Source organism: Anaeromassilibacillus sp. D41t1_190614_C2, assembly GCF_015558525.1.
Taxonomy (GTDB): Bacteria; Bacillota; Clostridia; order Oscillospirales; family Acutalibacteraceae; genus Anaeromassilibacillus; species Anaeromassilibacillus stercoravium.
The window spans coordinates 40835-54059 of sequence record NZ_JADMOD010000018.1; the positions used below are offsets into that span (position 1 = coordinate 40835).

13 protein-coding genes and 1 tRNA gene are annotated in these 13225 nt (G+C 49.5%); 13 read left to right on the forward strand and 1 reads right to left on the reverse strand.

Annotated features, from left to right (window positions below):
• Positions 1-111: 111 nt before the first annotated feature.
• The 9 genes from I2G69_RS12685 to I2G69_RS12725 all read left to right on the forward strand — a co-directional run bounded on the left by I2G69_RS12685 (position 112) and on the right by I2G69_RS12725 (position 8194).
• Entirely contained in the window at positions 112-1476 is a 1365-nt protein-coding gene (locus I2G69_RS12685) for a relaxase/mobilization nuclease domain-containing protein (protein ID WP_195560878.1), read from the forward strand.
• Between the two features lie 243 nt (positions 1477-1719).
• The gene (locus tag I2G69_RS12690) at positions 1720-2325 is read left to right on the forward strand and encodes a TetR/AcrR family transcriptional regulator (protein ID WP_195560871.1); all 606 of its coding nucleotides are present in this window, start codon (positions 1720-1722) and stop codon (positions 2323-2325) included.
• Positions 2322-3209 carry an ABC transporter ATP-binding protein gene (locus I2G69_RS12695; protein ID WP_195560872.1) on the forward strand — a complete coding sequence of 296 codons (888 nt, stop codon included), beginning with the start codon at positions 2322-2324 and terminating at the stop codon, positions 3207-3209. Before I2G69_RS12690 ends, I2G69_RS12695 begins: the two co-directional genes overlap by 4 nt.
• A gap of 9 nt (positions 3210-3218) precedes the next feature.
• The gene (locus I2G69_RS12700) at positions 3219-4010 is read left to right on the forward strand and encodes an ABC transporter permease subunit (protein ID WP_015544018.1); all 792 of its coding nucleotides are present in this window, start codon (positions 3219-3221) and stop codon (positions 4008-4010) included.
• A gap of 12 nt (positions 4011-4022) precedes the next feature.
• Positions 4023-4808, forward strand: a complete 786-nt coding sequence (locus tag I2G69_RS12705) for an ABC transporter permease subunit (RefSeq protein ID WP_015574138.1) — start codon at positions 4023-4025, stop codon at positions 4806-4808.
• Between the two features lie 10 nt (positions 4809-4818).
• A complete protein-coding gene (locus I2G69_RS12710) occupies positions 4819-5007 on the forward strand; it encodes a cysteine-rich KTR domain-containing protein (RefSeq protein WP_117508171.1) in 189 nt (62 codons plus the stop codon).
• A 401-nt stretch (positions 5008-5408) separates the two neighbouring features.
• Positions 5409-5828: a sigma-70 family RNA polymerase sigma factor gene (locus I2G69_RS12715; RefSeq protein WP_015574136.1), complete on the forward strand. Its 420-nt coding sequence runs from the start codon at positions 5409-5411 to the stop codon at positions 5826-5828.
• 452 nt (positions 5829-6280) lie between these two features.
• On the forward strand, positions 6281-6499 hold the full coding sequence (locus I2G69_RS12720) for a hypothetical protein (protein ID WP_015574135.1): 219 nt from the start codon (positions 6281-6283) through the stop codon (positions 6497-6499).
• Between the two features lie 72 nt (positions 6500-6571).
• Positions 6572-8194 carry a recombinase family protein gene (locus I2G69_RS12725; RefSeq protein WP_015574134.1) on the forward strand — a complete coding sequence of 541 codons (1623 nt, stop codon included), beginning with the start codon at positions 6572-6574 and terminating at the stop codon, positions 8192-8194.
• Positions 8195-8248: 54 nt separating this feature from the next.
• Here the strand turns inward: I2G69_RS12725 and I2G69_RS12730 are convergent.
• Positions 8249-8324: transfer RNA gene (locus tag I2G69_RS12730), tRNA-Ala, on the reverse strand.
• 541 nt (positions 8325-8865) lie between these two features.
• Between I2G69_RS12730 and I2G69_RS12735 the strand changes: the two genes are divergently transcribed.
• The 4 genes from I2G69_RS12735 (at position 8866) to I2G69_RS12750 (ending at position 12863) form a co-directional block, all read left to right on the forward strand.
• Positions 8866-10125: an HlyC/CorC family transporter gene (locus tag I2G69_RS12735; protein ID WP_191362717.1), complete on the forward strand. Its 1260-nt coding sequence runs from the start codon at positions 8866-8868 to the stop codon at positions 10123-10125.
• Positions 10126-10230: 105 nt separating this feature from the next.
• On the forward strand, positions 10231-11193 hold the full coding sequence (locus I2G69_RS12740; protein ID WP_195560873.1) for a glycosyltransferase family 2 protein: 963 nt from the start codon (positions 10231-10233) through the stop codon (positions 11191-11193).
• 87 nt (positions 11194-11280) lie between these two features.
• Positions 11281-11646: a PadR family transcriptional regulator gene (locus tag I2G69_RS12745; protein ID WP_087234885.1), complete on the forward strand. Its 366-nt coding sequence runs from the start codon at positions 11281-11283 to the stop codon at positions 11644-11646.
• A complete protein-coding gene (locus tag I2G69_RS12750) occupies positions 11643-12863 on the forward strand; it encodes a DUF4097 family beta strand repeat-containing protein (RefSeq protein WP_191441171.1) in 1221 nt (406 codons plus the stop codon). The genes I2G69_RS12745 and I2G69_RS12750 overlap by 4 nt, the downstream gene beginning before the upstream one ends.
• Positions 12864-13225 lie beyond the last annotated feature (362 nt).

Consider the following 13225-nt stretch of genomic DNA (forward strand, 5'->3'; position numbering starts at 1 on the left):
GACGGCGGCTGAACACAGCCGCCGTTTTTCTTACAGGAAGGAGGGCTGCCTACGGCAACGACCTATCTCAAAAAGCACAAAATCAGCAAGGGAGAAACTATCGCGCAATCGCTGAAGGATCGGTTTGAATACGGACAAAACCCGGATAAGACGCAGGGTGGCGAGTTGATTTCTTCCTATGCCTGCGACCACATGACCGCCGATGCGGAGTTCCTGTTAAGCAAGGCAAAGTACCGGGCTGTCACGGGCCGGGAGCAGCGCCGGGATGCCGATGTGCTGTGCTATCAGATCCGGCAGGCGTTCAAGCCCGGAGAGATTACCCCGGAGGAGGCCAATCGCATCGGCTACGAAACGGCGATGCGCTGGACGAAGGGCAAGTACGCCTTTTTCGTTGCCACCCACACAGACCGCCAGCATATCCATAACCATATTTACTACAATTCTACTTCGCTGGATTGTACCCGGAAGTTCCGGGATTTCATCGGCTCGGCCCGCGCTGTGCGGCGGCTCTCGGATCGGGTGTGTCTGGAAAATGACCTGTCCGTGATCCTCAATCCCAAGCTACATAGCAAGGGCCGCTTTCTTCACTATGGGGCATGGCTGGGAGCCGAGCGCCAGCCCTCTTATAAAGAAAGGCTGCGCCTTGCCATCAACGATGCTCTCGCAAAAGGCCCCGCCGATTTTGCCGACTTTCTGCGGCTCATGGCGGAGTCCGGGTATGCGGTCAAGCATGGGCGCGGCGGTGTGATCTCGTTCCTTGTTCCCGGACAGGAACGGGCAACGCGGCTCCGGGCATCCACCCTTGGGGAAGGTTACGATCCCGAGAACATTCGAGCCGTGATTGCCGGGAAACGACCCGTCCCGCATATCCACGATGCGGCGGCTCCCACGCCCAGGCGTGTCAATCTCATTGTGGATATACAGGAGCGTCTGCGCTCCGGCAAAGGCCCGGCCTATGAACGGTGGGCCAAGGTGTATAACCTCAAACAGATGGCAGCAGCCCTCATGTTTTTGCAGGAGCACCAGCTCACCGAGTATGACCAGCTCGCTGCGCAAGCTGACGGAACGGCCCAGCGGTTTCATGCGCTGGCCGGGGAACTGCGTCAGACCGAGGCTGACCTCGCCAAAACCTCCGCGCTGATGGAGGCTGTGGTGCAGTACGCCAAGTCCCGGCCTGTGTTCGAGGGGTACAAGGCGGCCCGGTATTCAAAAAAGTATCTGGCCGAGCACGAGGCGGAGCTTGCCACCTACCGGGCGGCCCGGGCCGCTATGAATGAATTGTTAGGCGGTGAAAAGCTCCCCAAAATGGACGCGCTGAAAAAACAGCGGCGGGAGCTGGCGGACAAGAAAAAGGCCCTCTATGCCGAGTACCGGCAGGCCCAGCGGGATATGCGGGAGGCCGTGGCGGTCAAGGCCAACATCGACCATCTGCTCGGACTGACGGATGGGCGGGACGATAAGGAACAGACGCGGTAGCGGCGGTGACGCAGCCAATCTCTTTGGGACATTTTGTCCCAAAGAGCCGGGTTTGGGGAGGCTCCCCAACAAGCATTTTTGACGGCCCCCGGCCAGTCAAAAATGGCAAGTGTGGCCACACTTGCCCTGCTTGCCGTTTGTGCGCTCCCCTAAAAATAAAGCAAAGCACTATTGACCGTTTCGGTTATTTATGCTATACTGTTCAATGATAACCGAAACGGTTATTCAGAGAGGGGTAATACGATGGAAAAATTTCTTGCTCTATCAATCAAAAAGCAGGATACCATACGCAATGCGGCTCTGGCCTGTTTCGCAAGACATGGATATGAAAAAACGTCAATCAATGATATTGCGGTAGCGGCAGGTATCTCAAAGGCGTCTATATTCCAGTATTTTGGAAATAAGCAGACACTTTACCAGTATTTATTTGATTACTGCGCTGCCCAAATGAAGCAAGCCTATAACACGAGTGCATTGGAGGAAACTACGGATTTCTTTGACCGTGTATGGGAAGCCAGCGTTATGAAAGTGGAAATCTTAAAAAAGCACCCGCATATTGCGTCGTTTATTGCAAGTGTGGCAGTGGAACCAACGCCTGAATTGAAAAGTGCCATATTTTCAGAAGCAAATGAAAAATATATCGCATCGCTTGTTCTGCATGAGCGGGATTATAAAAAATTCAGACACCCGGAGGATGCAGAATTAGTGTTTCAGATGCTTATGATGCTTGCAAAGGGTATGTCCGTTCAGTTGGAAAGTGGAGTGGATTATGACAGCATGATGAAAGAGTTTCGAAACATCCTAGATATGTTGAAACACAACTTTTACAAGGAGGAATATTTGCCATGAGCAAGCCGGTAATTGTCCTAAACGAACTTACAAAAAGCTATGGAAAACATCGAGGAATTGAAAACATTAGCTTTACTGTTGAACAAGGCGAGGTTTTCGGCTTTATTGGCCCCAATGGAGCAGGAAAATCTACCACAATCCGTACTCTAATGGGCCTGCTGAAACCCTCCAACGGAGGAGCCTCTATCTTTGGGTTAGATTGTAGTCGGGAGCCCGCCCGTATCGCAAAGGATGTGGGGTATCTTCCCAGCGAAAACTGTTACTACAACAATATGAAAGTAAAAGAAATGCTTTTCTACACAGCAGAACTCTATGGTGTGAATGCCCACAGCCGGATGGAAGAATTAGCGGAGCGGTTGAATTTAGACTTATCCAGGCGAATTGGCGATTTGTCTTTAGGGAACAAGAAAAAAGTTGGCATTGTGTCGGCTCTGTTACCCTCTCCGAAGTTGCTGATTATGGACGAGCCTACCAGTGGCCTTGACCCGCTCATCCAGCAGGCTTTCTATGATATTCTGAAAGAAGAAAACAAACGAGGTGTGACCATTTTTCTGTCCTCCCACGTTTTGAGTGAGGTGCAAAGACTTTGTGACCGTGTAGCCATTCTGCGGGAGGGGAAGCTGATCAGTGTTCAATCCATGAAGGAACTGCGGGAAAACGGATACAAGAAAATCTCGCTGACAGCAAAAAGCGCCATTCCAGAGGATTTCTTTTCTGTTCCCGGTACGGCTAATTTAGAGTGGGACAAGAGCAAGACTTCTGTATCCTTTATGTTCTGCGGACCAGTTATGATGATTATGAACCAGCTTCATCGGCTGGAGCTGGAGGATATTTTAATTGAGGAACCGTCATTGGAAGAAGTATTCCTCCACTACTACGAATAGGAGGTCGTTATGTTGATTTTTCGATTTGAATGGAAACGAAAACGAAAATATATTCTGATTTGGGCCGCAACTCTTGCGGTCTGTATCTTCTCCATGACGCCAGTGTATTATGGCATGATTGAAACGGTGGAAACTTTGCCTGTGGAATTTACACAGGGAGGCTTTTTTGAAACGGTTGGTATTTCTCTGGAGCTATTGATGGAGCCACTTGGTATGTACTCGTTCCTCACAGGCTTTTTTATGGTTGCAGGGGGGATTTTCGGGATGCACTTGGGGCTGTCGTTACATACAGAAGAGTGTACGGGAAATACGGCTGAATACTTATACACAAAGCCTTGTGGACGGAAACAGATTTATATGGGAAAGCTGCTATGTGCGCTTGCCGGAATATGTGTAACAGGGATTTTTTATCTGGCGACTTCATTTCTAACGATGACTCTGTTCCGTTTCGGATTTCCCATCGGGGAATTTTTCTTGGTGGCAGGTTCGTTTATTCTCATCTCCCTCTTTTTTGCACTATTGGGACTGATGGTTGGAATATTTCACCCCAATAATCGTTCCCCACTTCTGACAGCCGGATTGGTTGTGTTTGTGGAATATTGTATCACTTCTTTTTCGAGGACTGTCAATATCCGGGCAATCGGCTTTTTATCGCCGTTTTCTTTTTTCAGTCCAGCGGAAATCCACAATGCTGGAACTTATTCATGGGACTATATGCTCTGGTATCTGCTCCTGCTGTTTGGGTTTGCGCTGCTGGCATACTGGAAAATCTTGAAGCGGGATATTGCGTTGGCTGTGTAAAGGAGGAAACGAATGAAGGCGTTAGTGAAAAACGAGCTGCGCTTAACAAGAAAACTACTGCTGATCTGGATGGGAATTGTCTTGATTTTGTGTGGCTTCGCTTACTTTGAGTATTTGTCACTAAAGGAAAGCCTCAATGAGCTGACAGGGCTAATATCGAATTTTCCGAAAATTCTGAAAGCTATGTTTGGTGTGAGCGGTGATCTGACTTCTGCTTTGGGCTGGTATGGCTGTATGTATTATTGGGTCACGATGCTAACCAACAGCTATGCGGTCTATCTCGGTGTTTCGTGTGTAGCGAAAGAACAGGCGCAGGGAACGGCAGAATATCTATTTACAAAACCAGTGGGTCGCAACAAGGTTGTCTGTGCCAAAGCAGTTGCCTGTGTATGTAATTTGCTTGCACTTGCGGTATTCAGCGGGTTATGTAATTATTTTACCGCCATTTTACCGCTAGGCGGTTTAGAGCAAAGAAACGCTGCTTTTACCACCACATTGGGCCTGTTTTTGACAGGGTTGACTTTGTTTGCAATCACGCTTCTGGCCTCCAGCCTGACGAGAACCTATAAAGGGGCTGTTCGGATAGGCGCGGGAATATTATTGCTCTTTTATGGCATCAGCATCACCGCCGAATATCTTGAAGCTCCAATGCTGTACTGCTTAACGCCATTAAAATTCTTCGATGTTTACACAGTGGCAATAAGTGGAATACAGTTTTCGTTCTTCCTATTGGCTATGATAATTGCGATTGGTTCTGTTATCACAGCTCAAAAAGTTTGGACGCTCAGGGAAATTTGAAATGAACGATATGGATAGCTTCGAGTGGCTGCTATGTCCTGTCTGTAACAGTAAAACTCGTATCAAGCTGCGGTTAGATACTGAGCTGAAAAACTTTCCTTTGTTTTGTCCTAAATGCAAACAAGAAACTTTAATCAGCGTAGAAAAATTTAAGATTTTAGTTATCACAGAGCCAGACGCACAGACGCAGAGCCGATAACCCGTTAGCCCTCAGGCGCGGATTATCGGCTCTTTTGTTTTCGGCGGCTGTCAATTAAAGCCGCCGCGTTATACGACGACTTTATGAGGAACACGGCGGTTTCCGAGGAGGGATCGTCGTGTTCATTTTGCTTTTTCATAGTACGCATGATCTTCACCAGCTAAAAAAAGCGTAGCTCCCCCTCCGGGCAAGTCCGGCATTGGACGCGAAATTTGCCAGTACATTAAGAATAATGTCATTTCACGCGCTTGTGTGGCATCACGCCATGCGAGCGCGTTTTTCTATACCCACCTTGGGACAAGTTGTCCCGAGGTAGGCAGGGGCGGCCCCGGCTGCCGATCCCCGCCATCCCCCGTTCAGATCGTCCACCCACAACAAAAATCTGAACGGAGGAAAATATAATGACTACTATCAATCTGAAGGACTTTTACTCTTGGCACACCCATGATGAATATATCGAAGTTTCCGATGAAGTGGCCGCCGAGCTGCGGGCCGACAAGCTGTATGAGGCTGCCTACCAGCGGCGGATAATCCGCAATAAGGCACAGTATTCCCTCGACTGTGATGATGGGATCGAATACTCTGCCTGCCTTTCCGAGCCGACCCCGCAGGAGCTGCTGGAGCGCATGGAGCGTTTCTGCGATCTGTGGAACGCGCTGAACACTTTGCCCGAAACGCAGGGGCTTCGCATTGATGCCTGTATCATTGAAGGCAAGAGCATGACTGAGGTTGCCGAGGCCGATGGCGTAAGCGTGGCCGCCGTACATAAATCTATCCAGCAGGGTTTGAAGTCCATGAAAAAATATTTGCAAAATGTTTGATGTAGGGGGTTAAAAAACATCTTCCAAATGTCCTTGGTATATGAGAGGAGTTGATCCTCTCCACAACTGAATAGCGGCGGCTCCGGGCATAGTGCGAGGAGCCGGGCGGCGGGTGCGCCAGGACTTCTCCAACACGGAGGACGAGCGATCCACACCAACGCCGCAAGTGGGGACTTGCCACCCCACGGCCACGATCCGCGAGTGGACAGGCTGGCAGCCTGTCCCCCGGAGCTGCCGCACCACCCCAGCAAGGAGCGTCGCGCCGAGTATAGCTGTCTTATGACGGGCCAAGAAAATGAGCGCGGCGCTCCTTATTCTAACTTCGAGACAAATTGTCCCAATGTGGAGAAAGGCAAAAGGGCGACACCCAATCGCGGGTGCCGCCTTTTCGTGTTTCCCCAACAGACAACGGGGATCAATCAGTTCTACGCCATTTGTGAAGGAGGTCATCTATGGAGCGCACAAGAGAATTAACCACTTTCGCCATTGACGGTTATCAAATATCCGCTACCTTTGCCGATAGCAGAAACACAACGGCCCTCGGCCATGTGAAACAGATTTTGCTATCCTCTTTTGCCAACAATGCCGCCAAGCATACCCACGGCGACATCCTTGCAATCCACCCCAATCGGAGCGATAATAATAGTGGGGGTAGCCCCTATGTACCTTGAAAAGTTCATATCTCCCGCGTATTGATTCGCTCTTTTGGTTTGCCCTTATGACAAATGAAAGGACGGATCAATATGGAAAATAACATTCTTATCGGAACTCGCGTTGACTGTTTGTATAGAGTGTCCACCGACAAGCAAGTGGACTATGACGATAAAAGCCAAGCCGACATCCCCATGCAGCGCAGAGAGTGCCACCGCTTCTGTGAAAAGATGGGCTGGACGATTGTTCACGAAGAACAGGAGGACGGCGTATCCGGCCACAAGGTACGGGCCGAAAACCGCGACAAACTCCAAATCATCAAAGAACGGGCCAAGCAGGGCAAGTTCGATATTCTGCTGGTGTTCATGTTTGACCGCATCGGGCGTATCGCTGACGAAACGCCCTTTGTGGTGGAATGGTTTGTCAAGAACGGCATCCGGGTATGGAGTACCCAAGAGGGTGAGCAGCGTTTTGATACCCACACCGACAAACTCACCAACTATATCCGCTTCTGGCAAGCTGACGGTGAAAGCGAAAAGACTTCTATCCGCACAAAAACCGCCCTCGGCCAGCTTGTCGAGGACGGCGGTTTCAAAGGCGGGCTTGCTCCCTACGGCTACGATCTCGTAAAAAGTGGCCGCTTCAACAAGCGAAAGCATGAGGTTTATGAGCTGGTTGTCAACGAGGCCGAGGCCGCTGTGGTGCGGATTATCTTTGACAAGTATGTGCATGAGGGCTACGGAGCCCAGCGGATCGCCACCTATCTGAATAAGCTCGGGTATCGGGCAAGGTCGGGTAAGATGTGGCACCACGCCAGCATCCGGGGTATCATCTGCAACCTCACCTATACCGGCGTACTCCGCAGCGGCGATAGCCGATCCCAAGTGCTGCTGCACTTGCAGATTATCCCGCCGGAACTCTTTGAGGCCGCACAGCATATCCGCACTTCCCGTGCCAATTCTGCCGAACAGGAGCGCCGTGTTCCTCTCAACACCCGAGGCCAGTCCCTGCTGGCCGGGAATGTGTTTTGTGGTCATTGTGGCTCCCGGCTCTCACTCACCACAAACGGCAAGGCTTATCCCTGCAAGGACGATCCAAACCGCATTGTAAAGCGTGTACGGTATATCTGCTACGGCAAAACCCGCAAGCAAACGGAATGTGACGGTCAGACCGGGTACACGGCACATACCCTTGACGGCATCATTGATAAGGTGGTGCGACAGATCTTTGAGCGTATGAAAGCTGTCCCCAAAAGTGAGATCGTCAATATCCGATACAAAGAAAAGATGGAGGAACGGAAAGCGCTGCTCCGCAGCATCCGGGCCGAACATACAAAAGTATCTGCCGAGCTGAATATGCTGAAGGCCGAGGTCATTAAATCCCTGCGCGGCGAAAGTGCTTTTTCGCAGGACTTGCTCGGCTCTCTGATTTCTGACTGTGAGACAAAATGTCTCGAAGTTCAGCAGCAGCTTGAGGCGGCGCAACTGGCCTATGACGAAGGACAGGCTGTGCTGGAACACTTGAACGCCCAATACGATGACATTATCTCTTGGGCTGATATGTACGACACCGCCAGCATGGAGGCAAAGAAAATGATCGTCAACTGCCTTATCAAGCGGGTGGAGGTCTACCGGGACTACAAGTTGCATATCGACTTTAACATTGACTTTGAGCAGTTCAGCATGGGCATGGACATCGTTGCCATCGCTGCATAAAGCAAAAACCCCACTTCCGAAGAAGTGAGGTTTTCGTTCACAATCTCTTGGTGATGGTGGAGATAAGCGGGATCGAACCGCTGACCTCTTGAATGCCATTCAAGCGCTCTCCCAGCTGAGCTATACCCCCAGATAAGAGAGATTGTGATGTTTAATTTTTATGTTCCCTGTACGGGGGTTGTTTACCGCTTCAACCGGGCTCCCAGCTGAGCTAATGCCCCGTAGTTTGCTCGAAATGGAATCGCTCGAAACAGCTTTTTTATATTAGCACACTTTTATTTTCAATGCAAGAGGTTTTGGCAAAAAAATTGTAAAAATAGAGTCTGCCCCATCCTCTGGCAAAGTAAATGGTTCCGAATGAATCTGAAAAGAGAAAACCACTCACAAGATCCGCCTAACTAAAGGCTGGGAAGCCCGGGGTAAGGTTCCGCTATGTAAACCACTTGTATAATAGGAACCAATGTCCATTCGGATGGAAGCCGGCGATTGTCCCGCTAAATCATCGCGATGAGAAGAAAATCCATAAGAGCATCCGATGGAATAAAAGATCGGCGTGATTCTCTGGCTATTTCAGGCTAGGGGCAAAAACTAGCGGATTGAAAATCAAGTAGAAATCTGATAAAATTGTATCAATGTCAATCTATTTTACTGCAAAAGAGGAGTAATATATTATGCTAGGTGCCGATTTTGGCATTATTGTAGGGATTATTATTTGTGTAATGTTTTCAGCGTTCTTTTCTGCTTCTGAGACAGCCTTTACAACGTTAAACCGAATTCGTCTAAAAACTGAGGCCGAGGCAGGCGACTCTCGGGCCGCACTTGTACTTTCCATCGCAGAGAACTATGATAAAATGCTGTCCACAATCTTAATCGGGAACAATATTGTGAATATCGCCAGTGCTTCTCTGGCGACGATTGTATTTACCCATGTGCTGGGTGATGCCGGGGTGTCTGTGTCCACGGCGGTTATGACGGTCATCGTGCTGATTTTTGGGGAAATCTCTCCCAAAAACCTGGCCAAAGAGCATCCGGAGGCGTTTGCACGGTTCAGCGCCCCATTTTTAAGACTCTTGATTACCATCTTGACCCCGATTAATTTTATTTTTTCCCAGTGGAAGAAGCTGCTCAACAAGATCTTTAAGAAGAAGTCGGACAATCGAATGACCCAGGAGGAACTGAAAACCATTGTGGATGAAGCACAAAGCGAAGGTGGCATTGACGAGGAAAAGGGCGAGCTGATCCGCTCAGCGATCGAATTTGACGACCTGACGGCTGACGATATTTTGACGCCTCGTGTGGATATTGTTGGCATCGACGAGGAATGCCCTTTTCAGGAAATCTCGGATATTTTTCTCAAGAATACATACTCTCGCTTGCCCGTTTATTCCGATTCCATTGACAACATCATAGGAATCGTTCACGAAAAGGACTATTTCAGCGCTCAGAAAAGTGGCATCAGCGATATCAAACAGGTGATGAAGAAGGTCCTTTACATCAGCCGGACCGTAAAGATTTCCGACCTGTTGCGAACCCTGCAAAAGACAAAATCCCACATGGCGATCGTCGTCGATGAATTCGGCGGGACAGAGGGGCTTGTCACGATGGAGGATATCATCGAGGAGCTCGTGGGCGACATTTGGGATGAACACGACGTGGTGATCGACTACTTTAATCAAATCGACGACCATACTTATGTAATCAATTGCAGCGCGGACCTGCATGACCTATTTGAAGAATTTGATCTAGGAGACTCGGATGAATTTGAGTCTGCTTCCGTCGGCGGATGGGCTATGGAACTGCTCGGAAAAATCCCGTCGGTGGGGGACACTTTCGATTTTAAGGGATGGCATATTACCGTCACGAAGGCGACTTCTCACCATGCAACACAGTTGACAATGGTTTCACCAGAAGAGGGGGCAAGGGACGAATAATCTTTGGGAAAATTGGCGCTTTTATCTTTTGGGATTTGTGCTATACTGAATAAAAGTTTTATCAATAAACTTGTGCGCGGCTTCGCTTGGATAAGGGGTGAGTGTATGCAAGCGATCAACCTCTCCGTGATTCTGCCGGTTCGGAATGTAGAGCAGGAGATTTCTGGGATCTTGCGTTCTGTGGTGAGGCAGACAAACGGGATCGAGGCAGAATTTATTTTGGTGGATATGGGGTCCGAAGATGGAACGCCTTTGGAGTGTGTGCAGCTCATCAAAAATGAGAAATTACACGGCTTTGTGATCCAAAACGGCGACAGCGACGTTGCCGCAGCGCTCAATACCGGAATACAAAAAGCCAGCGGAACCTATGTTTCCTTTATTTTTGCCCGGCGGTTGTATATGGACTTCTTAAAAGGCTATCTGGAAACCGCGGAGCGCACAGACGCAGATTTTGTATTTGGCAGTTTCAGTGAAGAAGACGTCCGTTTAGCGGAACGCCGTTCGCTCAGTAAGGCGGTCCAGCAGCAGTCCGGCGTGCAATACATGAAGGAAGTCATCCGTGGAAATTTGCAGATCGACCTTTCGGCAGTGTTATTGAAACGCAGTTTCCTGCGCGAATGCGGGCTGCATTTTACCGAGGGATGCCGGTACGGGTACGCGCAGGAGTTTTTATACCGCTGCCTCCTGAATGCGCAGAATATCGTGCAATCTCCAACACTTTTAAAGCGGGATACGGTGTTTGAACTCAAGCGTGGAAAAGAGAAGCCAGTCGGCAAGGAAATTTTCCAGGCGGTGGAGGCAATTCAACGGGTGGAATTGCTGTTGCAAACCAGCTTTAAGCAGGAAACGGAACTACAGGCGCTGTTTTCGCAGGAGTTGCTTCCGCGGACCGTTATGAACAGTGTGGATGTCATGCTGCGGGAGGGCAGCGGATATAACGCGGTGCGTGGCGTTTTGCGGGTTTTGGGGTACGATTCATTGCTCAAAACAGGCAGACGTACAGAGAAAAATCTAAAGCGGCGTATCCGCGTTTGGAATCTAATCCCTTGGATGTACCAGGCAAAATGAGATGGCTGTGTAAATTGGTATTACACAGCCATTTCTTGACAGAGAATACTATGTATTATATAATATAGTAGAATAGGAGGTATCTATATGGACATACAGCTGAAAAAGGGGCTTTTGGAGGTATGTGTCCTAGCGGTGGTGGAGTGGCAAGATTCATATGGATACCAAATTATGAAGGATTTATCCGCCTGTGTGGAGATCTCGGAATCGACGTTGTATCCCATCTTGCGCCGTTTGGAGGCGAGCGGATACCTGACAACATACTCTGTTGCACACAACGGCCGTCTTCGGAAATATTACCGGATAACCTCTTTGGGAAAACGGCGGCTTTCTGATTTTTGCGAAGAGTGGAAGGAATTGGAACGCATTCATGCGTTCATTTTACAGGCAGGATGCGAAAAGCACCAGTTGCCTGCGGGGGAACGTACGGACAAGGAGGGGAAGAACCCGTGAAAAAAGAGACCTATTTCCAAACGCTGTACAAGCTGCTTCGGAAACTTCCGGAGAATGACCGCCAGACAACCGTTGCGTTTTATCGAGAAATCGTAGAGGACCGGATGGAGAACGGGCTTTCAGAAGAAGCAGCAGTGGCAAGCCTGGGAGACGTCCACCAGCTTGCCCAGAAAATTCTGTTGGAAAATCCACAGCGGCGGTCCAGCACGAAACCGTTATGGATTGCCTTGGGCGTTACGATGGCTGTCCTAGTCGGAATGGGAGCCCTGGTTACCTGTGGCGTTTTGACCTATCGGGAACTCCGGACATCTTCGGTTGCCGAACCGATCGGCCCTATGGAGGATTCTATCCCATCTTCTCAGCTTCCAGAGGGAGCTGTACAAGGGGAGAAGGCTTCCACCCCTCCATCCGAAGAGGGCCAGACGGAGAAGCATATGGAAGAATACCGCACATCCGTCGAGGAAGTGGATGTAGTGGAGGTTGATGCAGAAAACAAACAGATTCTTTTTGAATCCTCAGAAGAGGAGGAAATGGTGATCCTCTACGAGACCGATGACACACAGTTTTATTCCATCAAGAACGAAGGCCGTTCTGTAACTTTGAAAAATGAAGACCACCGGCGTTCCGACCAAACAGAGGGGAGCTATCGCATTCATGTGCAGATTCCTTCGGCTTACATGGGAAGTTTGAAGGTGGAAACCGGAAACGGAAAGATCGTTGCAAAAAATTTGCAGGAACTTGCAGATTTCTCTTGTGTGACAGACAATGCCGCAATCGTTTTGGAAGAGTTTGCAGCTCAAAAACTATCGGTAGAAAGCAAGAACGGAGCGATTTCTTTGCACGACGTCCAGGCAGATCAATCGCTGGCACTCCATGCGACGAACGGCTTTATCGGATTAACCGGTTGCACCTCGCCAGAGATCGGGATTGCGACCCGAAACGGTGCGATCCATTTGACACAGGTTCAGGCGGCGCAGGCCATCCGGGTCGAAAGCTCTAATGGGGCAATTTCCCTGGATTCTCTGGAATCCCCGGACATTCAATTGCAAAACCAGATTGGAGCAATCACTGGAAGCATCCAAGGGAAAAAGGCGGATTATCGGATCGTCACAGAACAGAAATTGGGCGAAAACAACTTGACCGAGCAATCCGGCGGCACGAAACAGCTGCAAGTGAAAACCAATCTGGGACGCATCCACGTCACTTTTAACGAATGAAGAATACAAACGAAGCAGAAGCTGGCGGAAAGAAATGCTGGCTTCTGCTTTGTTTGTTTTTTACCGTAAAGACGTTGTTCGCTTCGGTTGTAAGAGAAGGCGCTGTTTACGCCTGCAAAGCGAATCCGCCGTCCTGTAAAGCGCGCTTCGCTCGCTTGTTTTATGTATGGTGGGATTTTGGGGCAGCGGAGGAAAGGGCGAGTCTTGGGAAGGGCGGGCGGCATTGAGCGAGAGATTCGGATAAGATGGAAAATTTGTGGGGCCTATCTTGTGAAAAATGCTGCATGTAGGTTTGTCAAACATCTTGTACAGCGAGAGATTCAAAGAAAGCAGCAAGTTTTTCTTTCGGGGAGAGCCAGGCA

What these genes read in the sequence shown, in the direction of transcription:
- I2G69_RS12700 (WP_015544018.1), top strand. Translation starts at nt 3,219, where the DNA reads ATGTTGATTTTTCGATTTGAATGGAAACGAAAACGAAAATATATTCTG.
- I2G69_RS12710 (WP_117508171.1), top strand. Translation starts at nt 4,819, where the DNA reads ATGGATAGCTTCGAGTGGCTGCTATGTCCTGTCTGTAACAGTAAAACT.
- I2G69_RS12745 (WP_087234885.1), top strand. Translation starts at nt 11,281, where the DNA reads ATGGACATACAGCTGAAAAAGGGGCTTTTGGAGGTATGTGTCCTAGCG.
- I2G69_RS12725 (WP_015574134.1), top strand. Translation starts at nt 6,572, where the DNA reads ATGGAAAATAACATTCTTATCGGAACTCGCGTTGACTGTTTGTATAGA.
- I2G69_RS12715 (WP_015574136.1), top strand. Translation starts at nt 5,409, where the DNA reads ATGACTACTATCAATCTGAAGGACTTTTACTCTTGGCACACCCATGAT.
- I2G69_RS12740 (WP_195560873.1), top strand. Translation starts at nt 10,231, where the DNA reads ATGCAAGCGATCAACCTCTCCGTGATTCTGCCGGTTCGGAATGTAGAG.
- I2G69_RS12735 (WP_191362717.1), top strand. Translation starts at nt 8,866, where the DNA reads ATGCTAGGTGCCGATTTTGGCATTATTGTAGGGATTATTATTTGTGTA.
- I2G69_RS12705 (WP_015574138.1), top strand. Translation starts at nt 4,023, where the DNA reads ATGAAGGCGTTAGTGAAAAACGAGCTGCGCTTAACAAGAAAACTACTG.
- I2G69_RS12720 (WP_015574135.1), top strand. Translation starts at nt 6,281, where the DNA reads ATGGAGCGCACAAGAGAATTAACCACTTTCGCCATTGACGGTTATCAA.
- I2G69_RS12695 (WP_195560872.1), top strand. Translation starts at nt 2,322, where the DNA reads ATGAGCAAGCCGGTAATTGTCCTAAACGAACTTACAAAAAGCTATGGA.
- I2G69_RS12690 (WP_195560871.1), top strand. Translation starts at nt 1,720, where the DNA reads ATGGAAAAATTTCTTGCTCTATCAATCAAAAAGCAGGATACCATACGC.